General features: G+C 62.0%; 18 protein-coding genes. 12 read left to right on the top strand and 6 right to left on the bottom strand.

Annotated elements, in window-relative coordinates; translation table 11 throughout:
• Window positions 1-21: 21 nt before the first annotated feature.
• The 3 genes from C7T36_RS23665 to C7T36_RS23655 all read right to left on the bottom strand — a co-directional run bounded on the left by C7T36_RS23665 (window position 22) and on the right by C7T36_RS23655 (window position 3,380).
• A complete protein-coding gene (locus C7T36_RS23665) occupies window positions 22-1,107 on the bottom strand; it encodes a helix-turn-helix domain-containing protein (protein WP_033231937.1) in 1,086 nt (361 codons plus the stop codon).
• 147 nt (window positions 1,108-1,254) lie between these two features.
• Window positions 1,255-2,436 (bottom strand): MFS transporter, encoded by a 1,182-nt coding sequence (locus C7T36_RS23660; protein ID WP_045067837.1) that lies wholly within the window; start codon window positions 2,434-2,436, stop codon window positions 1,255-1,257.
• On the bottom strand, window positions 2,433-3,380 hold the full coding sequence (locus C7T36_RS23655; protein ID WP_033231939.1) for a PAC2 family protein: 948 nt from the start codon (window positions 3,378-3,380) through the stop codon (window positions 2,433-2,435). Before C7T36_RS23655 ends, C7T36_RS23660 begins: the two co-directional genes overlap by 4 nt.
• A gap of 51 nt (window positions 3,381-3,431) precedes the next feature.
• Between C7T36_RS23655 and metH the strand changes: the two genes are divergently transcribed.
• The 11 genes from metH to C7T36_RS23600 all read left to right on the top strand — a co-directional run bounded on the left by metH (window position 3,432) and on the right by C7T36_RS23600 (window position 17,014).
• Window positions 3,432-7,001 carry a methionine synthase gene (gene metH, locus C7T36_RS23650; RefSeq protein ID WP_045067836.1) on the top strand — a complete coding sequence of 1,190 codons (3,570 nt, stop codon included), beginning with the start codon at window positions 3,432-3,434 and terminating at the stop codon, window positions 6,999-7,001.
• Window positions 6,994-7,692, top strand: a complete 699-nt coding sequence (locus C7T36_RS23645; protein ID WP_045067835.1) for an HAD family phosphatase — start codon at window positions 6,994-6,996, stop codon at window positions 7,690-7,692. Before metH ends, C7T36_RS23645 begins: the two co-directional genes overlap by 8 nt.
• A gap of 15 nt (window positions 7,693-7,707) precedes the next feature.
• The gene (locus C7T36_RS23640) at window positions 7,708-8,568 is read left to right on the top strand and encodes a rhodanese-related sulfurtransferase (protein WP_045067834.1); all 861 of its coding nucleotides are present in this window, start codon (window positions 7,708-7,710) and stop codon (window positions 8,566-8,568) included.
• Window positions 8,569-8,625: 57 nt separating this feature from the next.
• Entirely contained in the window at window positions 8,626-9,486 is an 861-nt protein-coding gene (locus C7T36_RS23635; RefSeq protein WP_045068161.1) for a pseudouridine synthase, read from the top strand.
• 58 nt (window positions 9,487-9,544) lie between these two features.
• Window positions 9,545-9,808, top strand: a complete 264-nt coding sequence (locus tag C7T36_RS23630) for a phosphoribosyl-ATP diphosphatase (RefSeq protein WP_003944933.1) — start codon at window positions 9,545-9,547, stop codon at window positions 9,806-9,808.
• A gap of 72 nt (window positions 9,809-9,880) precedes the next feature.
• Window positions 9,881-10,732, top strand: coding sequence for an ATP phosphoribosyltransferase (hisG, locus tag C7T36_RS23625; RefSeq protein ID WP_033231943.1), 852 nt, complete (start codon window positions 9,881-9,883; stop codon window positions 10,730-10,732).
• Between the two features lie 993 nt (window positions 10,733-11,725).
• Window positions 11,726-12,520, top strand: a complete 795-nt coding sequence (locus C7T36_RS23620; protein ID WP_045067833.1) for an MHYT domain-containing protein — start codon at window positions 11,726-11,728, stop codon at window positions 12,518-12,520.
• A 340-nt stretch (window positions 12,521-12,860) separates the two neighbouring features.
• Entirely contained in the window at window positions 12,861-15,653 is a 2,793-nt protein-coding gene (locus C7T36_RS23615; RefSeq protein ID WP_239654739.1) for an ATP-binding protein, read from the top strand.
• Window positions 15,650-16,066 carry a roadblock/LC7 domain-containing protein gene (locus tag C7T36_RS23610; RefSeq protein ID WP_033231946.1) on the top strand — a complete coding sequence of 139 codons (417 nt, stop codon included), beginning with the start codon at window positions 15,650-15,652 and terminating at the stop codon, window positions 16,064-16,066. Before C7T36_RS23615 ends, C7T36_RS23610 begins: the two co-directional genes overlap by 4 nt.
• A 5-nt stretch (window positions 16,067-16,071) precedes the next feature.
• Window positions 16,072-16,446 (top strand): DUF742 domain-containing protein, encoded by a 375-nt coding sequence (locus C7T36_RS23605; RefSeq protein WP_033231947.1) that lies wholly within the window; start codon window positions 16,072-16,074, stop codon window positions 16,444-16,446.
• Window positions 16,427-17,014, top strand: coding sequence for an ATP/GTP-binding protein (locus C7T36_RS23600; RefSeq protein ID WP_033231948.1), 588 nt, complete (start codon window positions 16,427-16,429; stop codon window positions 17,012-17,014). Before C7T36_RS23605 ends, C7T36_RS23600 begins: the two co-directional genes overlap by 20 nt.
• Before the next feature lie 208 nt (window positions 17,015-17,222).
• Here C7T36_RS23600 and C7T36_RS23595 read toward each other — a convergent pair whose 3' ends face one another.
• Complete coding sequence (locus C7T36_RS23595; protein ID WP_045067831.1) at window positions 17,223-18,032, bottom strand: thioesterase family protein; 810 nt, start codon at window positions 18,030-18,032, stop codon at window positions 17,223-17,225.
• The gene (locus tag C7T36_RS23590; protein ID WP_106939799.1) at window positions 18,032-18,922 is read right to left on the bottom strand and encodes a RecB family exonuclease; all 891 of its coding nucleotides are present in this window, start codon (window positions 18,920-18,922) and stop codon (window positions 18,032-18,034) included. Before C7T36_RS23590 ends, C7T36_RS23595 begins: the two co-directional genes overlap by 1 nt.
• An 87-nt stretch (window positions 18,923-19,009) precedes the next feature.
• On the opposite strand from C7T36_RS23590, the gene C7T36_RS23585 reads away from it, so the two are divergent.
• Complete coding sequence (locus tag C7T36_RS23585; RefSeq protein ID WP_045067830.1) at window positions 19,010-20,023, top strand: tRNA (adenine-N1)-methyltransferase; 1,014 nt, start codon at window positions 19,010-19,012, stop codon at window positions 20,021-20,023.
• Between the two features lie 71 nt (window positions 20,024-20,094).
• Here the strand turns inward: C7T36_RS23585 and C7T36_RS23580 are convergent, their stop codons facing one another.
• Window positions 20,095-20,613: a hypothetical protein gene (locus tag C7T36_RS23580; protein ID WP_033231950.1), complete on the bottom strand. Its 519-nt coding sequence runs from the start codon at window positions 20,611-20,613 to the stop codon at window positions 20,095-20,097.
• Window positions 20,614-20,671: the final 58 nt, after the last annotated feature.

The following is a 20,671-nucleotide window of genomic DNA, read 5'->3' as shown; positions in this document are numbered from 1 at the left end:
GAGAGTGTCGTCCGAATTTCCCTACGGTCGATCCTTGGCTGGGGAGGCGGCGCGTCGCCACTGCGATTCGTTCTCGATCATCCAGCCCATGAGGTGATCGGCCGCTGCTTCGTCGGCATCCGGACCGACGAGAAGATCGGCGTAGGCCTGACTCGGAGACACGATCCGGATGCCGTCGCGGGTGAGAATTCGGTCGAACACCGACGGCGACAGAGGAGCGGTGACCCACACATCGGCACCGGTCTCGACGCGCCGCAGGCCCAACGCGTCGGCAAATTGGTCGACGTTGTCGGCGTGGAAATGAGCCCGCTGAGTGGGCGCATACCGGGCGAACGGCGCGGCAGCGACGGATGCCGTTGCCGCATAGATGTGTCCGCTGAGTTGGCGGAGCTGATCGAAGAGCGCTTCAAGTCCGTCTGGAGCGTGAAAGCCGTGCGGTGTGGGTGCTTTGGCGATGGATTCCTGTGCCCACTCCCGGAGCATTTTCTGCCAGTTGGCGTCGGCGATGCCGCCGCGGGGGAGTCTGGTCACCAATTCCCGATCCGCGAGGGTTTGCACTACTCGATACGTTGCGCCCGTTGATGCCCCGGCCAAACGGACCAGAGCGGTGATCGCCAGGGGTGGAGCAAAATCTGCGAGCGCCCGCACGACCCGCGCCGACGGATCGCCGGCCAGTTGGCCCGACGGCCGGCCGGGGCCGCGCCACGGATCGGCGTCGGCGCCCCTGCCTCGCACCCAGACGGCAGGGCGATCGGCGGTGAGTGAGACGTTGCCCGTCGCATCGGCGTAGGAGAGTGCATGGGCGTCGAGTTGGCGGCGCACCGGTTCGGATAGATATTTGGCGCAGACGAACCCGGTTTGCCCGGTGGGGAAGCGGTCGGCGATACCGGGAACGTCGCTGCTGAGAACTCCATGTGCGGCGTAGACGCCGAACTTCGCGACCGACCCGTCAGGGGAGCGCAGGTCGAGGCGAATGGGTGCTTCGGACAGATCGGGGGAGCGTTGCGTCGACAGTGACCAGGTGGCGGGCAGATTTTCTTCGATGATCGCGACGGATCGCCGAAAAATGTCGATGGGGCGCTCGGGTTCCGACTCGGATTCGCTCATTGTTCCATTGTATCAATATCTGTCGCTGACGGAAACACCAAATTTTCCGAATATTTGTCGTCAGTTCTATCCGAACCAACGACCTCAATTCACCAAGTCGCCGCACTTCAGCAACCCAAAGGATCAGAAAATCATCGACGGAGGGGGCTAAGCCTCCGCGGTATTCGACGGTTTCTGCCGAGGCATGATCAGCGGAGCCACAACAGCAAGTAGAGCGGCGGGTATCAGGAAACTTGCGATGGACGAGGCGTCGTAGATCGGAGTGAGAGCGAGGGGAGCGAGTGCCGCGCCGCCGAAGCGCATTGCCTGGACGACGGATACCGCGCCGCCGCGATTCGGACCCTGCGAGCCGAGCACCGCCGCGTTGACGCCGACGAGTACGAACTGGCTGGACACACCGGCAATAAACCAGGCGATCGCAATCGCCGGGATAGCGGACGCGAGTCCTACGACTGCAACGAGTACAGCGCCGCTGATTGCGCCGATGGTCACTGCCTTCCGGGCGCCGATGCGGTCGATCAGGATTCCCGCTCGTCGGGCGGCGATAATGCCGGCCAAACCGAACAGCGTCAGCATCAGACCGCGGGCTGTGGGCGAGAGACCGAACTCGTCCTCGAACCGGAATGCCAGGAGGAAGCTCAGACCGCCGAGTGCGCCCCAACCAAGGAGGGCGGCAACGCCGATCCGCAGCACTTCCGGACGCAGTGCGTCACGGAGTCTGGCGGGCGCGGCAGACGGAGGCGCCGTGGTTTTGGGTAACCCGACGGCGCCCAGAACTCCAGCTACAACCGCGATGACGAGAAATGCGAGGCGCCAATCGAATTCGGCTGCGAGGCCGCCGATCAGGGGAGCGGACGACTGGCCGGCGGCCTGAAACGCACCGAAGGCGCCCAGCGCGCGGCCGAGTCGGGCCTGTGGCGTCGCTGCTGCCAATGATGCAAGCAAGAGGGGAGTTGTGAAGGCATTGGCGCTACCTTGCAGGACCCGAGCTGCAAGGAAGATGTCCAGCGTCGGAGCCAGGAAACATGCCAACGACGCGGCCACATACACGCCATACGCGATGCGGACGGTCCGCACTTTGCCCCACCGGGAGCCGAGAGTTCCCGACACCAACATCAATGCCGCAAAAGGCAGAAGGTACGCAGTGAGCGACGACGCGGCCGCGGACGCCCCGACCCCCAGGTCGTCGCCGATCTCGGGGAGAACGGACGCCACCACGCCGCCGCCGAACGGGCCGAGAAACCCGCCGGCGTACAGCGCGATCAACTGGAGGCGAAGGCGAAGCGGTCTGGGGTTGTGCGTGTTTTCGTCGGGAGAAGTGTTGCTCACAGCCCGAAGCTACCGGGGCCTCGCCGCCGCAGGTAACGCTCGAATTCGGCAGCGATCGCATCGCCGTCGATCTTGGCGATTGCTTCTGTGATGTCTGTCTCAGCGTCGCCGCGCTCTTCCAAAGTCCGTACGTATTCGCCGATCTCCTCGTCGTCTGCAGTCATTTCGTTGACCGCTTCTTCCCAGTCCTCGGATTGAGAGGGGAGTTCGCCCAGGGGAACCTCGATGTCGAGAACGTCTTCGACGCGCTGCAGCAGTGCCACCGTGGCTTTGGGGTTGGGCGGCTGAGACACGTAGTGCGGCACCGCTGCCCAGAACGAGATGGCTGGTACGCCGGCCCGGACGCACTCGTCCTGAAGAACTCCGGTGATACCGGTGGGGCCTTCGTAGCGAGTCTGCTCGAGGTTGAATCGAGCTGCGGATTCGCTGCTGTATGCGGTTCCGGTCACCGGTACCGGACGGGTGTGCGGTGTGTCCGCGAGAAGTGCTCCGAGGATGACCACCGTCTTGACGTTCAGTTGGTCGATCAGCTCGAGGAGATCCTCGCAGAAGCTGCGCCAACGCATGTTCGGCTCGATACCGTGAAGCAGAACGATGTCGCTCTCGCTGCCAGGCGGTGAGCAGACGGACAAACGTGTGGCAGGCCACACGATTTCTCGGGTGACGCCGTCGACCTGCCGTACGGTCGGGCGGTTGACCTGATAGTCGTAGTAGTCCTCCGAATCGAGTTCCGCGAGCGGTTGGGCATCCCAGATCAGTTCGAGGTGCTCGACGGCGCCGCTGGCGGCGTCACCTGCGTCGTTCCAGCCTTCGAAGGCTGCTACGAGAATGGGATCGCGGAGCACGGGGATATCGCCCTGGGGGCGATCAGGGCTCTCGAAGGCCGCGGAATCATCGAAATCGACCGGGCCGTCGGGAGTGACGGGGAACTCACTTGGACTCACCCACCCAGCCTACGGCCAGAGCATCGGAGAGCGCCCACTACTCTGGACGGCATGTCTGCCCCATTTAACTCTGCCCTGCTTGATGCGTTGAATCAGCGCGTTGTCATCGGCGACGGAGCGATGGGCACCATGTTGCAGGCCGCGGACCTCACACTAGATGATTTCCTCGGACTCGAGGGGTGCAATGAGATCCTCAACGACACCCGCCCCGACGTGCTCAAAGACATCCACCGCGCGTACTTTGCCGCCGGTGCCGATGCTGTCGAGACCAACACTTTCGGGTGCAACCTGCCCAACCTCGCCGACTACGACATCTCGCATCGAATCCGTGAGCTTTCCGAGAAGGGCACTGCCCTCGCTCGTGAGGTAGCTGACGAGATGGGGCCAGGCCGCGACGGTATGGCCCGCTTTGTTCTCGGCTCGATGGGCCCGGGAACCAAGCTGCCCAGCCTGGGCCACGCCCCGTTTGCGATCCTGCGGGACGCGTACACCGAATCCGCCCTCGGTATGATCGAAGGCGGCGCCGACGCCATCCTCGTCGAGACCTGCCAGGACCTCCTTCAGGTCAAGGCTGCGATTCTCGGCAGCCAGCGGGCGATGGAGCAGTTGGGCTTGCGGATTCCGATCATCACGCACGTGACGGTCGAGACCACCGGAACCATGCTTCTCGGCAGCGAGATCGGGGCCGCGTTGACGGCACTCGAGCCGCTCGGCATCGACATGATCGGACTCAACTGCGCAACCGGTCCGGCAGAGATGAGCGAGCACCTTCGCCATCTGTCCAAGTACTCGACGCTGCCGGTCTCCGTCATGCCGAACGCCGGCTTGCCGCAGCTCGGCCCCAATGGTGCCGAGTACCCGCTGACCGCAGACGAATTGGCCGAAGCCCTCAGCGGATTCGTCTCCGAGTTCGGTCTCGGCATGGTGGGTGGCTGCTGCGGAACCACCCCCGACCACATCAGGGCAGTTGCCGACGCGGTTCGCCTCGTGGAGAAGGCGCAGCGCACCCCGATTCACGAGGCCAGCACGTCGTCGTTGTACTCGGCTGTCCCGTTCGAACAGGACGCCAGCATCCTGATGATCGGTGAGCGCACGAACTCCAACGGCTCCAAGGCTTTCCGTGAAGCAATGCTGTCCGAGGACTACCAGAAGTGCCTGGACATCGCGAAGGATCAGACTCGCGACGGCGCGCACATGCTCGACCTCAACGTCGACTACGTGGGCCGCGACGGCGCTGCCGACATGTCCGCACTCGCCAGCCGGTTGGCAACGGCGTCGACGCTGCCGATCATGCTCGACTCCACCGAACCTGCAGTTCTGCAGGCCGGACTCGAGCACCTCGGTGGACGTTGTGCCGTCAACTCCGTCAACTACGAGGACGGCGCCGGTCCCGAGTCTCGTTTCCACAAGATCATGACGCTGGTCAAGGAGCACGGCGCTGCCGTTGTCGCGTTGACCATCGACGAGGAGGGCCAGGCGCGCACGGCCGAGACCAAGGTCGCGATCGCCAAGCGCCTGATCGAGGACATCACAGGCAACTGGGGTCTCGCAGAGTCCGACATCATCGTCGACGCTCTCACCTTCCCGATCTCCACCGGTCAGGAAGAAGTGCGCCGCGACGGCATCGAGACCATCGAAGCGATCCGTCAGCTCAAGGCCGCGTACCCGGAACTGCACTTCACACTGGGTATTTCCAATATTTCCTTCGGCTTGAACCCCGCCGCCCGGCAGGTGCTCAACTCGGTGTTCCTGCACGAATGCACCGAGGCCGGCCTCGACACCGCGATCGTGCACGCCTCCAAGATCCTGCCGATGGCACGGATCCCGGAAGAACAGCGTGTGACCGCACTCGACCTGGTTTACGACCGTCGCAGCGAAGGGTACGACCCCCTGCAGAAGTTGATGGAACTGTTCGAGGGTGTCTCGGCAGCGTCGGCCCGTGAGTCACGCGCTCAGGAACTTGCCGGTCTGCCATTGTTCGATCGCCTCGAGCGTCGCATCGTCGACGGCGAGCGCAACGGCCTCGACGACGATCTCACCGAAGCGATGACGGTCAAGTCCCCGATCGAAATCATCAACGAGACACTGCTTTCGGGTATGAAGACCGTCGGTGAACTGTTCGGTTCCGGACAGATGCAGTTGCCGTTCGTTCTGCAGTCCGCTGAAGTCATGAAGGCGGCAGTTGCGTTCCTCGAGCCCCACATGGAAGCGACGGACGACGACGGCAAGGGCCGCCTCGTCATTGCGACGGTCAAGGGCGACGTCCACGATATCGGCAAGAACCTTGTCGACATCATCTTGAGTAACAACGGTTACGACGTCGTGAACCTCGGCATCAAGCAGCCCATCGCGACCATTCTCGATGCTGCGATCGAGCACAAGGCCGATGTCATCGGCATGTCCGGACTGCTCGTGAAGTCGACAGTGGTCATGAAGGACAACCTCAAGGAACTGAACTCTCGCGGTGTCTCGGAACAGTTCCCGGTGTTGCTGGGCGGTGCGGCGCTGACGCGTTCGTACGTCGAGAACGACCTTCAAGAGGTGTACGACGGAACCGTGAGTTACGCACGCGACGCTTTCGAGGGTCTGAATCTGATGGATCAGATCATGACCGAAAAGCGTGGCGGCGGACCCGCGCCGGACAGCCCTGAGGCGATCGCCGCGCGCGAGAAGGTTGCCGAGCGGAAGGCTCGTCATGAGCGTTCCAAGCGGATCGCCGAAAAGCGTAAGGCCGAAGCAGCTCCCGTCGTTCTGCCGGAACGGTCCGATGTTGCAGTCGACATCCCTGTCCCGACCCCGCCGTTCTGGGGCAGCCGCATCGTCAAGGGCGTGGCACTGTCCGAGTACGCCGGTCTGCTCGACGAGCGCGCACTGTTCCTGGGGCAGTGGGGACTTCGTGGTCAGCGTAAGGGCGACGGTCCGACGTACGAAGAGTTGGTCGAAACCGAAGGCAAGCCGCGATTGCGGTACTGGCTGGACCGGTTGACGGCCGAGGGCATTCTCGCGCACGCCGCCGTGGTCTACGGCTACTTCCCGGCCGTGTCCGAGGGTGACGACGTCATCGTGCTCACCGAGCCGAAACCGGATGCGCCGGAACGATTCCGGTTCACGTACCCGCGCCAGCACCGGGACCGTTTCCTGTGCATCGCGGACTTCGTGCGCTCACGTAAGGAAGCCGAGGCGACCGGCCAGGTCGACGTTCTCCCGTTCCAGTTGGTCACCATGGGGCAGCCGATAGCGGACTTCGCCAACGAGCTGTTCGCGTCGAATTCGTACCGTGACTACCTCGAAGTTCACGGCATCGGTGTTCAGCTGACGGAATCGCTTGCCGAGTACTGGCATCGCCGGGTTCGTGAAGAACTGGTTCTGCCTGGCGGCCATTCGGTTGCCGAGCAGGATCCCACCGACGTGTCCGGCTACTTCGACCTCGAATACCGCGGCGCGCGTTACTCCTTCGGATACGGGGCCTGCCCGGATCTCGAGGACCGCGCCAAGTTGGTCGCGTTGCTCGAGCCGGAGCGCATCGGCGTCCACCTCTCGGAGGAACTGCAGTTGCATCCGGAACAGTCCACCGACGCATTTGTCCTGCACCACCCGGAAGCCAAGTACTTCAATGTCTGAGTTGTTGACCGAGGTATCCGAGACGACGCTTGGTGGTGTCCTGTGGGACATGGACGGCACCTTGCTCGATTCGGAGAAGTTGTGGGACGTTGCGCTGCGTGAGCTGTCGCTGCGCCTGGGCGGGCCGATGACGGAGGCGACGCGCGTTGCCGTCATCGGCGCGTCGAGCCCGTTTGCCCTGGCAACGGTGTTCGATTCGCTGGGGCTCGAGCAGCACCCGGAGGCAGTCGCCGAGGCCAAGGACTGGATGTACGCCCGCGTCGGCGATCTGTTCGAGGACGGTGTGACCTGGCGTCCCGGCGCGCAGGATGCACTGGCGATTGTTCGCGACGGGGGACTTCTCTCGGCTCTGGTCACCAATACCGAGCGGGTACTGGTCGATCGCGCACTCGGGATGCTCGGACGAGAGTTCTTCGACCACAGCGTCTGCGGCGACGAGGTAGCCAACGGCAAGCCTGCCGCGGATCCGTATCTGAGGGGTGCTGCGCTTCTCGGTTTGGAACCGTCACAGTGTCTGGCGATCGAGGATTCGCCGACAGGCACGGCTGCGGCCACCGCTGCGGGCTGCGGCGTGCTTGTTGTTCCCTGTGAAGTCGATGTTCCGGCGGGGCCGGGACGTATCTTCCGGGAGTCGTTGACGGACTTGTCGATTCATGATCTCCACGACGTTCATGCGCGTGCGGCACGTTAGGCTGGTGTAGCAAAAGTGTCCATTCCGAAAATTGTTCTGTTCTACCAGTTCACGCCGTTGGCCGATCCCGAAGCGATCAGGTTGTGGCAGCACAGCCTCGCCGAGTCGAACAATCTGACCGGCCGAATCCTGATCTCGCAGCACGGAATCAACGCGACGGTGGGCGGCGATATCGAGGACGTCAAGCGATACGTCCGCGGCACCCGCGGGTACGAACCGTTCCGCATGGCCGACATCAAGTGGTCGGACGGACTCGGCAACGATTTCCCGCGCCTGTCCGTCAAGGTGCGCAGCGAAATCGTGACTTTCGGTGCGCCTGATGAACTCGAGGTCGATGCCAAAGGTGTGGTGGGCGGCGGCGTCCACCTGGCGCCGAAGGAACTGCACGAACTGGTCGACAACCGCGGTGACGACGTTGTCTTCTTCGACGGCCGTAATGCCTTCGAGGCCGAAATCGGACGCTTCCGCGACGCCGTTGTTCCGGACGTGACGACAACACGGGACTTTGTCAGCGAACTCGACAGCGGCAAGTACGACCACCTCAAGGACAAGGCAGTGGTCACCTATTGCACTGGGGGAGTGCGCTGCGAAGTGTTGTCGTCGTTGATGCGCTCACGCGGTTTCGGTGAGGTGTACCAACTCGACGGCGGGATCGTGCGTTACGGCGAGACGTTCGGCGACAAGGGCCTGTGGGACGGATCGTTGTACGTCTTCGACAAGCGGATGAACATCGAATTCTCGCCCGAGGCAAAGGTTCTCGGTGTGTGTGTCGACTGTGGAACGCCGACGCCACGCTTCCGCAACAGAATCGACGGCGACGGACGCACCCTCGAATTGCTGTGCGAGAGTTGCTCACCCGATCTCGAACAGGTCTAGGGCGTGCCAAAGGCTCCGCTGCCGATCCGAGACGGGCTCGGGCCGGATCGGTTGCGGATGCCCCGGACGTCCGACGCGCGTACCGTCCTCGAGTTTCTGGTCGGTGAGTTTCCCGGCGAGCACGAGCTGTGGAACGCCCTCGTCGCTGCTGGTGACGTCGTCGACGAGCACGGGCGGATCATTTCGAGCGAGACTCCGTATCAGCCCACCCGCTTCGTCTACTTCTACCGCGAACCACCACCCGAAATCCCGGTCCCGCACGAGATCGAGATCCTGTACCGCGACGAGCAGATCCTGGTCATCGACAAACCGCACTTCCTCGCGACCATCCCGCGCGGCGCGCACATCGTCGAAAGCGCGGTCGTCCGTCTACGTCGTGACCTTCATCTCCCTGATCTGGCGCCGGTACATCGACTGGACCGCATGACCGCCGGTGTCATCGTGTTTACCGTGACTCCGGACCTGCGACGGCCTTATCAGGAACTCTTCGCGGAGCAGAAGATCGTCAAGGAGTACGAAGCTATAGCGGGATTCGATCCGGAATTGACGTTTCCACGCATCGTCCGTAGCCGGATCAACAAGGTGCACGGGGAGATGACCGCCACCGAAATCGAGGGCGAACCGAACAGTGAAACCCGAGTCGAGTTGGTCGAGCTACTCACTGATTCTGCTGGTAGCACGCTCGGTCGATACCGGCTGTTCCCGAAAACCGGGCGCACCCACCAACTACGACTGCATCTGAACTCGATGGGCATTCCCATCCTCGGTGACAACTACTACCCGCACTACCGTCCGGCGGTACCTGGTGACTTCTCCACACCGTTGCGACTCCTCGCCCGGGCACTGGAATACCCGGACCCGATCACCGGCCACACTCGCCGGTTCGTCAGCACACGCGCTCTCGATCAGGGCTTGTGACGGGCCAGCCTGTAGGCCTGTGAAAATCCGTTCCGCACTCGTGAAAGAATAGCTACCTGTGAAGACCTTCGAATCCTTGTTCGCCGAGTTGACCGAGCGTGCTGCCACCCGTCCCGAGGGGTCCGGCACCGTCGCCGCCCTCGATGCCGGTGTTCACGCACAGGGCAAAAAGGTCATCGAGGAAGCCGGTGAAGTGTGGATCGCTGCGGAGTACCAGAGCGATGAGCAGCTAGCCGAAGAAATTTCTCAGCTCTTGTACTGGACTCAGGTGTTGATGGTCGGCCGCGGGCTGACCCTCGAAGACGTGTACCGACATCTGTGAAGAGGATCTGACCCGACAATTCCGGTTCCCTTTTCCCACGTCTGACCACACCTTCCGAAAGGACGTTCACTGATGTTGCGCGTCGCAGTTCCCAACAAGGGTTCGCTGTCCGAGTCCGCCGCCGAAATCCTCAGCGAAGCGGGCTACCGTCGTCGCACCGATTCCCGCGACCTGACTGTTCTGGACCCCTCCAACCAGGTCGAGTTCTTCTTCCTGCGCCCCAAGGACATTGCCATCTACGTCGGATCGGGTGAACTCGATCTGGGCATCACCGGTCGTGACCTCGCCGGAGATTCCGGTGCACCGGTTTCGGAGCGTTTGGCGCTCGGTTTCGGTCGCTCGTCCTTCCGTTACGCCGCACCTGCCGGCAAGGACTGGACCGTCGAAGATCTTGCCGGCCTCCGTATTGCGACGTCGTACCCGAACCTGGTTCGCAGTGACCTCGCCGCTCGCGGCATCGACGCTTCCGTTATCCGCCTCGACGGCGCCGTGGAGATCTCGATCCAGCTCGGTGTCGCCGACGCCATCGCCGACGTGGTCGGTTCCGGCCGCACTCTGCGTCAGCACAACCTTGTTGCCTTCGGCGATTCTCTGTGCGACTCGGAAGGTGTCCTGATCGAGCGCACCGGCGCCCCGCAGGACGACGCGGCCCGTAACCAGTTGATCGAGCGTGTTCGCGGAATCGTGTTCGCTCAGCAGAACCTGATGATCGACTACGACTGCCCGCGCGGCATTCTCGACGAAGCAATCAAGATGACGCCGGGCATGGAATCTCCGACTCTGTCTCCGCTGGCCGATCCGGAATGGGTCGCCGTGCGCGCCATGGTTCCCATCAAGGGACACAACCAGGTAATGGATGCTCTCGCTGAACTTGGCGCCCGGGCCATTCTTGCGTCCAACATTCGTTCGGTACGCGCGTTCTGATCAGTTAGTTCTCGTGTATTCGCGCCCGTTCCGGAACATCGGGAACGGGCGCGAATCTGTATCGCCTGGACGCATACCGCCCTCGTCTGTAGTGCCTGTGTGTGTCAGGTCATTCAACGCAGCAAACTGAGAGCGTCCATCTTGTCTACGAGAATGGTCTTACAACAAGCATGCAGTGCGTTGTCGCGTCGCGCGGCCTGGCGATGGGTCTTGCCGCCATTGGGCGTATCCGACTCGACCCGCAATCCTAGGCTTGCGATGTGGAGCAGGCGGTAACGCCACTCGAATCCGGAGGTCGCCGAGAGTCTGCATCGCCCACTGTTCGAGACTTGACGCGTTGCCGGGTCGATCGGTGGCTTTCTAACGGCCATCCGGTCTGTAGGCACGGCCACCCATTGCCGGATGTGACCAACCAGACCAATGATCGGCGTCGAATCGCTCTGGGGCTGAACGCAATTCAAGATGTTGATGGAAGGGTTGAGAAGCAAGGATCGAATTGGCCAATGTCATGTTCGAGCGCCCGATAGATGTGGTGGGCGTGTGGACGCAGTCTCTATCGTGGTCATCCCCAATTCTCTTCCGTCGTTTGAATTAGCCGCACCATCATGGCGGCGGTCGTTATCACAAATGGTCGTTGCCCTTCGTTTCAGTTGAGCAGAATCGGGCGTGAGTAATAGCCTTCGGACGATTCGATATACGTGCAGAAATTGGAAATCGATAGCCACAACGGAATGTGGTGCCAATCACACTGAAGCATTCGAGCATTGAGTCCACGAGTGGCGGGCGAATTCGCCGCAATTTGCCCGCGTGGGCTCGAAGTCGTTACGAAGCGGCATCGGTATTGCTCGTTTCTCCGAAAATCGTTTATCGAATCAGCACATCGTGATTGTCCTGCACGCTGCGCCTCGTCTGGTAGTGGTACTGCTGCCACCTGAAATCTCTGTGAGAGAGTGCATCAATTGAAAGTGTCAACAACAATCCTAAGGATCTGGCATGTCGGATGAAATGCACCACTTCTCGATGGGAATCTGGCTGCTCGCACTCGCCTTCGTTGTTTCCGTCGCCGGATCGGTTATCGGCTTGGCGTGCACGCGTCATTCCATGAATGCCACGACCCGCGAATCGCGGATGCGCTGGTTGTTCATGGCTGCACTGTCGATCGGTGGTGTCGCCATATGGTTGATGCACTTCATCGCGATGCTCGGGTTCTCCGTGCCGGGAAGCCCCATTCGATACAGCCTGATGTGGACAGCGGTCTCGGCACTGATTTCCGTGACCGCGGTTTTCGTCGGATTGGTGATCATCGGCACCGAGTTCCGGTTGAGTCGACTCCTCGCCGGTGGCCTCGTCATGGGCGTCGCGGTCAATGTCATGCACTACACAGGTATGCGCGCCTTGCGCTTTCAGGGCGAGATCCACTACGACGTGTACTTTGTCGCACTCTCGCTCCTGATTGCCGTCGTTGCCGGCACCGTTGCGTTGTGGTTCACGATGATTGTGGAATCCACGGTGCTGCGTTTATTCGCCGGCGTGATCATGGGCGTTGCAGTAGTCAGCATGCACTACACGGGAATGGCCGCTGTAGAAGTTGTTCACGATCCGTCGGCAACTACTCCCGAGGGTCTCGAGGTGTTCTCGTTTCTGTTTCCCGTCTTCGTGCTCGGTCTCTTGGCACTGGCTATTCCGATTGTGGCAGTCTTGACCGCTCCGGATCCTGTGACCGCACATATGGATTCCGCTGCCGATGAATTGGCATCGGAAGCGCGGGAATTTGCAGTGAGAGACTGAAGCGAAGGATTCAGGTCAGGGCCTCGCCGAACAGATTTTCGGATGTGACTTTTCGGGCCTCATCCATCTTTAGTCGGGCGGTGCTGACATGAGGTTGATTTCAATCTCAATGTCGGCGTCGCCCGCTGATCCCTATCGTCGTGCCTTGAAAATGGACATAAAACCTACATAGCAGACAAAAAATCTGGACAATAGGGACTATCGGCGCAATGCGATAAAGATCATTCTGTTACCGTTCAATCGCTTTCCTTCGATTGCACGTAGTCGAAGGAGCTCGGGCGATTCCCTGATCGGGGGGTTGACAGACTTTAATAGCAGACGCGAAGAGGCATTGGTCCGCATGAAACACGATGCACACACAACCTCGTGGTGGTCGATCGGCGAATGGCGCCTAGGTTGGAAGGTTGTCGCCGTCTTTGCAGTTCCGATGCTCGTTGCCATCCTGCTCGGCGCACTTCGGATCCAGGGCGAGCTTTCCACTGCTGCAAAACTGACGTCGTCCTCGGAACGCGTGCTTGCTTCCCCCGCGGCTCTCCGGCTCGAAGAGGCGCTCGACGACCTTGCAGTCGCTTCCTCCTCCGGCACCGAACTCGAGACCGCCACGGCAGCAACGACAGCGGCCATGGCAGAGTTCGCCGCGGCCGGTCGAATGTTCCACACCGACGGGGCAATCGGTGACCAGGTCACCCGCGCTCTGGAGAACAGCCAGTCGATCATCGACGAAGTTTCCGCCGGCGCAGTCGCACCCGCTCGACTGGTCACCCGCGTCAACGAGGCATCCATCGACATCTGGACCATATTCGCCGACATCATGCGCGATTCCCCGCAGCCGGTCATGCGTCAGAGCGGAGGCGAGTTCTCTGCCTTGTGGTCAGCTCGTCGAGCATTCGCCGACCAGCGCATTCTGTTCGGTTCCGGGCGCCTCGATCAGCAAGCTCGAACCGCTTTGGTTGGCGTTGCGGGCGCAGAACTCGCGGCCCTGCGCGGTGTAGTGCTCCCGCGCGATGATTCGGAGAGCTCTCTGAATACCGTCGCCGCTGTGAACGCACTTCGCGCGTCCGCACAGGGGCGCGTCGACGAAATCGGTGCCACAGCATCGACGTCCCCGCTGAGCAGCCAGATCGACGTCGGGCTGCAGACAAGTCGTGATCATTACGACACGTTGGCCAACGCGGCATCAAGCAAGTTCGCCGCGACAGTGGGCACCGAAGCCAACTCAGCCCGATCCGCCGCCCTTCGAGACACCGCGCTCGTTCTCGGCGCTGTCCTCGCAGCCCTTGTTCTCGCGCTCATCATCAGCCGCTCGCTGGTCGAACCCATCCGACGCCTGCGATTCGCCGCTCTCCACGCAGCGCGACGGGGACTACCCGAGGCGATCGAGAGAATCCGCGCCGGCGAGAAGGTAAGCGACCTCGAAGTACCTCGAGTACCTGTTGACACCCACGAGGAAATCGGGCAACTCGCACGCGCTGTAGACGACATGCACGGGCAGGCCATCACTTTGGCCGGCGAGCAGGCAACACTCCGTCGCCAGGTCAACGACATGTTCGAAACGCTCTCCCGCCGCAACAAGTCCCTCGTCGAACAGCAACTCGGTCTCATCGAGCAACTTGAACAAGACGAAGACGACCCGAATCGCCTCGAGAATCTCTTTCGTCTCGACCACATTGCCGCCCGAATGCGACGCAACAGCGACAATCTCCTGATCCTGTCCGGCACCGAAGGGCGACGCGTACGAACCGCACCGATCGCTCTTGCCGACGCTCTACGCGCTTCGGTTTCCGGAGTCGAAGACTATCTGCGTGTCGAACTCGGACAGATTCTGTCTGCTGTTGTCAGTGGCCAGGCCAGTGCAGATGTCGTGCACCTCATCACCGAACTCCTCGATAATGCTCTGCGCTACTCGCCGCCCGAAACAACGGTGACGATCGACGCCGCACGCACGAACGACGGTTCCGTGCTGGTGGAGATTGCCGATCTCGGTATCGGAATGTCGTCGGCCGAACTACTCGATGCCAATAGGCGCCTGTCTTCGGGAGGCGAGATGAGCCCAGATACCGCCCGCCACATGGGACTTTTTGTCATCAGTCGTATCAGCCGTCGATACAATATTTCAGTGCGTCTACGCCCGTCGGGCAGCACATCCGAACACAGTGGCATTACCGCCATGGTTCACTTGCCGGTGGCACTGCTCGACGCACCACGCGACAATGTGGTTCGAACGCCGATGGCGCCGCGTGTTGCTCCGGTCCGTACAGCTTCTCAGGTGACTGTCGATCGCCCCGAAAGTCCGGCGGCCGATGTACCGGCAGTATCAGCGAGCGGGCTGCCGCAGCGCCAACCTCGAAACAGTCAACCTCGAAACATCAGTGCGGTCACCTTGCCGCCACCTGTTTCAGGCGCTCCCGCTGCAGTCGTTTCACAGCCGCACGCCAGTGCGCTTCCCGCGGGGAATACGCTTCCTCGCCGCACTCCAGGGAACAGTGGGGTACCCGGCATTGGTAGCGCCCTCGCCACCGAACCGGCAGCTACAACGCCAGCCGAACCGGAAACTACTGCCACTCAACCGGATACCAGCGTGTCCGCCGCCCGAGAACCTGCGCCGAGGCACCTGTTCGGCGCCCCCAATCCGACCAACACGGCGGCGTTCTTCTCCTCCCGCCCGCGCGATTCGACACCGCCGCGTGTGGGTGTATTCGGCGCGGATGCTCCCGACGCCACCTCCGAGACTCCACCGATTGCATCCCCGATCTTTGCCCGGATGGTGTCCGAGTGGCTGGTCGATCCCACAGACGACAACTCCAGTGCCGCAAGCGGAATCATCTGGACAACCGAAGCAGACGAGGGTTGGGTTGCTGCCCGCGCGTCAACGGACATGCCCGTCACCAGGATCTCCGATTCGGGTCTCCCGATGAGGGACCGCGGTGCGCGGTTGGTTCCCGGAACGGTTGGAACCACTACTGCCACTTTCCGTTCCGGATCCCACCGTAAGAGCACCGAGCCGGAGAACATCAGACGGGGATGGAGCGACTACCAATCCGGCGTCAGCCGCGGACGGCGGCACGCTAACAGTGAGAACACCACATCCCTGCACTCGACCACGCATGTGCAGGAAGACGAAGGAGAACAGTGAGTACTGTCGGAGCCCCAGAAACTCCTCGCGCACTCGACTGGTTGGTGTCGGGTTTCGCCCGAGACGTGCCGGGAGTGAGCCACGCGATCATCGTCTCGGCCGACGGATTGTTGAGTGCTGCGAGCACTCACCTTCCGCTCGATCGAGCTGATCAATTGGCCGCTGTGACTTCGGGACTCGCCAGCCTCTCCGCCGGTGCATCACGGTTGTTCGACGGCGGTGCCGTTCTGCAATCGGTGGTCGAGATGGAGAACGGGTACCTCCTCCTCATGGGCGTCGGTAGCGGGGCATACCTCGCTGCACTTGCCGTTGCGGGATGCGACATCGGTCAGATCGGTTACGAAATGGCAACCCTGGTCGATCGCGTCGGAACAACCATGGACATCGCTCCCAGATCAGGTCGGGATATGTGAACTCGATGCCACATCATCACTCCGAGCACGTTGATCCTGAACCGAGTCTCGTTCGACCGTACGCACTCACCGAAGGCAGGACGAAGCCGTCCATCGACCTTCCGCTCGAAGCGATCGTCGCAACGGTAGAGGATGCCATCGCAAAAAGCCTTGCACCCGAGGATATTCGCGCGTCGATTGTCGCTCTCTGCGGGCAGCGAATCTCGATCGCGGAAATCGGGGCATACCTCGGGGTTCCGATCGGGGTGGCTCGGGTCCTGGTCGCAGATCTTGTTGTTGCCGGGGCATTGGAAGTGCAAGCCACTCTGCGAAGCGATGCGACTGCGGTCGAACGCCTCGACCTGATCGAAAGGACCCTCCGTGGACTTCGGGCACTCTGACGCGCCATCTCGCGTCACATCGACAAAAATAGTAGTTGCCGGAGGATTCGGCGTCGGAAAGACCACGCTTGTCGGGACGGTCTCCGAAATCGTCCCCCTGCGCACGGAAGCGATGGTGACCGACGCCAGTGACGGCATCGACCACCTCGGCGCGACACCGAACAAGGACACCACAACAGTCGCAATGGATTTCGGCCGCATTACGCTGGCCGACGACCTGGTTCTCTATCTGTTCGGCACACCGGGCCAGCGGCGTTTCTGGTTCATGTGGGACGACCTCATCACCGGCGCCATCGGAGCCGTCATCCTCATCGACACACGCCGCCTCGAAGACAGCTTTGCCGCTGTCGACTTCTTCGAAGCACGCGGATTGCCGTTCATCGTGGCAGTCAACCGTTTCGACGGAGCCCCGATTCACTCGGCACACGATCTTCGTCAGGCGCTGGCGTTATCCGACCAAATCCCCATGATCGAGATTGATGCCCGCGACCGCGCGTCCGCGGTGCAGGCATTGATCACCGTCACTGAATACTCGCTCGCACGTCTTGCTGCCACTGCGCCCGCTTAACTTTGCGCTATCGCTCCCGAACGGAGTGACCGGCGTCAGAGGTTACTGAGCAGTTGGTTACCACATCGCAATGTTTACATGTATGATCGATGTGTAAGTGTCGATGTTGCAGTTGGCGTTTTGCCGGCGTCGTCGGTCCCCTAATTTGTGTGGCCGTCGAAGTCGACCGGCGTAGATAGTCGACGCGCTACTGTCTCGCTTGCGGCAATCAGGAGCGGGCACGAATCTGCAAGGTCTGGGCGATGCGCCCGACTGCACCCTGCTCGTCGTAGAGCACTCCGGCGCACATTCCGACGCCATCGGGTCCGGTGGTGGTTTCCGCGGAAACCCCGACCCATTCGCCCTCGGGAACCCGGAAGATGTGCACCGTCAGATCGGTGTTCAGGAACGTCCAGTGCGCGGGGTCGAGTTTCGCTCCGACGCCGTTGGAGATGTCGGCAATCGCAAACAGCCTCTCCAGGGCTGTCATCTCTTCACCCTCGACCAATACGGGCTTCGGCCGTGCCCACACCTTTCCTGTTCCCTCGCAACCAATTTCGGCAATCCACGACCAATCGAGAGTCTCGAGATAGCCGATGTTCCACATGCCGCCCAGTACACCCGGCGTGCCGGTTTCGCGCGGTTCCAGCGGTGGATCGACCACGTGGAGAACGTCGGTGGTGTCTGCGGTTTCCATGCGCCACGCCGTACCACGTGCCACGCCCCGTGACGATCCGTCGGGCGCGGTTGCCCACAATTCGGCGACGATCAATTCGATTCTGCGACCGGGTCGTTCGATCCACGAGCGAACCTCGATGTCCGCGATCGGGATCGGCCCGAGAATCTCCACGACCACCCGAGTCAGACGAGTTCCCTCGCGGGCGCCACAACGCTCGAGTGCACGCACCAACAGTGCCGACGGGGGAGCGCCGTGTTGGAGCGTCGGACCCCAGATACTGACCGTTGCCTGCGTAGTCGCGAAGCGTTCGTGGCCTTCCGCGGTAGTGCCCAAGAACTGGTAGTACGAAGTGTCTGCCATTACGTATTCTCCTTTGCCGCAACAACTTCTGCGTCCCGCAAGTCCGGCCACCCAGGATACGGCGGCGGTGTGCCGCCGAACGAGGGGCAGAGGGCCTTGTGATCGCACCAGTCGCACAGTTTGCCAGGCTTGGGTCGGAAGTCTCCCGTTGCACCTGCCGCCAGTATTGCCTTCCAGATAGCGGACAATGTCCGCTCGAAACGCACCAGTTCGTCGTGATCCGGGGTGTATGTGAGGATCGATCCCGACGCCAGGTAGATCAGCTTGAGTTGAGCGGGCACGATCTTGCGAGTACGCAGTAGGACCAGTGCGTAGAACTTCATCTGGAACAGCGCTTTGGACTCCGTGAATTCTCGCGGGGCCTTGCCGGTCTTGTAATCGACGACGCGCACTTCGCCGGTGGGGGCGACGTCGATGCGATCGACAAATCCGCGAAGTCGAACGCCGTTCTCGAGTTCGGTCTCGACGTACACCTCGCAGGCTTGTGCGTCGAACCGCGTCGGATCCTCGAGGCTGTAATACGTCTGAACCAGCTTGCCCACTTCGGAGAGAAAACCGTCGAGGTCCTCGTCGGGAATCAACTCGGCCGCGTCGGGGGAGTCGGCGCTCACCCGCTCCCAAGCGGGGCGAACCAACTCCGCAGCTCGATCCGGAACCCGTTGACCGGTGGGTAGCGCAAACAACGCTTCCAGGGCAGCATGGACAACAGTGCCTCTGACCTGTGCTCTTGTCGGTGTTTCCGGGATTCGATCGATGGCTCTGAACCGATAGAGCAGCGGACACTGTTTGTAGTCACCCGCACGAGAAGGCGACAGCGCCGGCCGACTACGCGGGCGATCGTGTGATGTTCCACCCGCTAACGAGGGGGCTGGCAGTTCTACAGAGCTCACACCTGGCAGGCTAGACGCTTGGCCCGACAACTCCGTCGGGGCCGGTGGCGAGGACGCCGGAGCAAAACGAACAGGGATTACTCACGCATGGTGAACGATACGCAACCCGAAGAAATCACGACCGAGTTGGATGAGGTTGCGCAGTCTGCTGTCACCGAACCGGAACTCGACGCTGTAGTAGCTGTAGCAGACGACCAGGCAGTAGCCGAGGTCGTTGCAGAGGTCGAGGAAACAGCACCCGGTAAGCGCCCCTCCGGGCCGTTCCGTGTCGGCGACCGCGTCCAGCTGACCGACGGCAAGGGACGGCACTACACGATCGTGCTCGAGGCCAACCGCGAGTACCACACCCACAAGGGTGGGATTGTGCACAACGACCTCATCGGCGCGGACGAGGGCAGCGTCGTCAAGTCCGTCAACGGGACGCCGTACCTCGCCTTGCGTCCACTGCTCGTCGACTACGTGCTGTCGATGCCACGCGGCGCGCAGGTTATCTACCCCAAGGACGCGGCGCAGATCGTCCACGAGGGCGACGTGTTTCCGGGTGCCCGGGTACTCGAGGCAGGCGCCGGTTCCGGCGCGTTGACGTGTTCACTGCTTCGTGCGGTCGGGCCCGAGGGCAAGGTCATCTCGTACGAGGTGCGCGACGATCATGCCGAACACGCGGTTCGCAACGTCGAGACGTTCTTCGGTGAGCGTCCGCCGAACTGGGAACTGACGATCGCGGATCTCGCGGAGTTCGATCCGGAAGCGCACGGCGGCAAGGTCGACCGGGTGGTTCTCGACATGCTCGCGCCGTGGGATGTTCTGCCCGCCGTGTCGAAGGCATTGGTTCCCGGCGGCGTTCTGATCGTGTACGTCGCGACGGTGACGCAGCTGTCCAAGGTGGTCGAGGCGATGCGTGAGCAGGAATGCTGGACCGAGCCGCGCTCGTGGGAATCCATCGTCCGCGGCTGGCACGTCGTCGGATTGGCCGTTCGTCCCGAGCACCGCATGCAGGGGCACACCGCGTTCCTGATCAGTGCGCGTCGTCTGGCCGAGGGCACTGTGACCCCGAAGCCTCAGCGCCGCGCCGGCAAGGGCTCGAACACTGCCGCCAAGTAGCCGCTGACTCCAAACAAAACGAGCGGCGATCCGAAAAAATCGGATCGCCGCTCGTTTTGTTTGCGGAGAAATTATCCAGCGCAGGAAGCGCGGCCCATTTCCAGGAGCACGCATGCGGAGGTGTCGGACAGCTTCCAGGTGCCGTCTTCGAGCTCCCACGTCCACGGAGCGGCAGGCATCGCGCCGTGCGGGCTCACCACTGCAACGTCGGCGGTGGCCGTCTCGCCGTCGACCTTGACGTTCTCGACGGTGAAGGTGATCTTGTACGCCGGGTTGCCACCCAGAGCGGTACCCATGGTCTCGATGTTGGCCTGACGGTTCGTTCCGTCGACCACAAGGGCGGTCTTCTCGGCGATCGGCTTGGCCGGATCGATAAGCGCAACCAGCTGTGCATTCAGCTCGTCTGCCGTCGGAGCTGCTGCGGCCGCGGCTGCGGACGTCGTTGCACTCGAGGCGGCAGAAGCGCTCGACGTTGCAGCAACAGAGGTGGACGTGGCCGACGAGTCGGAGCTGTCGTCCGAGCTGCAGGCTCCGAGAGCGAGGACAGCGGCGACGGCACAGGCGCTGACGAGTGTCTTGCGGATGATCACAGCGTGACCTTTCGTTGGGGGAGACAGGCACTGTCTCGGCATTGTAGGCAAGGCTAAC

It is taken from the genome of Rhodococcus sp. AD45-ID (assembly GCF_003023755.1).
GTDB classification, from domain to species: domain Bacteria; phylum Actinomycetota; class Actinomycetes; order Mycobacteriales; family Mycobacteriaceae; genus Rhodococcus_F; species Rhodococcus_F globerula.
This window is presented reverse-complemented; position numbering and strand designations above follow the sequence as displayed.

Coding starts and splice junctions, on each gene's coding strand:
- C7T36_RS23665 (WP_033231937.1), bottom strand. CDS start 1,107: ATGAGCGAATCCGAGTCGGAACCCGAGCGCCCCATCGACATTTTTCGG.
- metH (WP_045067836.1), top strand. CDS start 3,432: ATGTCTGCCCCATTTAACTCTGCCCTGCTTGATGCGTTGAATCAGCGC.
- C7T36_RS23645 (WP_045067835.1), top strand. CDS start 6,994: ATGTCTGAGTTGTTGACCGAGGTATCCGAGACGACGCTTGGTGGTGTC.
- C7T36_RS23635 (WP_045068161.1), top strand. CDS start 8,626: ATGCCCCGGACGTCCGACGCGCGTACCGTCCTCGAGTTTCTGGTCGGT.
- hisG (WP_033231943.1), top strand. CDS start 9,881: ATGTTGCGCGTCGCAGTTCCCAACAAGGGTTCGCTGTCCGAGTCCGCC.
- C7T36_RS23620 (WP_045067833.1), top strand. CDS start 11,726: ATGTCGGATGAAATGCACCACTTCTCGATGGGAATCTGGCTGCTCGCA.
- C7T36_RS23615 (WP_239654739.1), top strand. CDS start 12,861: ATGAAACACGATGCACACACAACCTCGTGGTGGTCGATCGGCGAATGG.
- C7T36_RS23605 (WP_033231947.1), top strand. CDS start 16,072: ATGCCACATCATCACTCCGAGCACGTTGATCCTGAACCGAGTCTCGTT.
- C7T36_RS23595 (WP_045067831.1), bottom strand. CDS start 18,032: ATGGCAGACACTTCGTACTACCAGTTCTTGGGCACTACCGCGGAAGGC.
- C7T36_RS23585 (WP_045067830.1), top strand. CDS start 19,010: ATGGTGAACGATACGCAACCCGAAGAAATCACGACCGAGTTGGATGAG.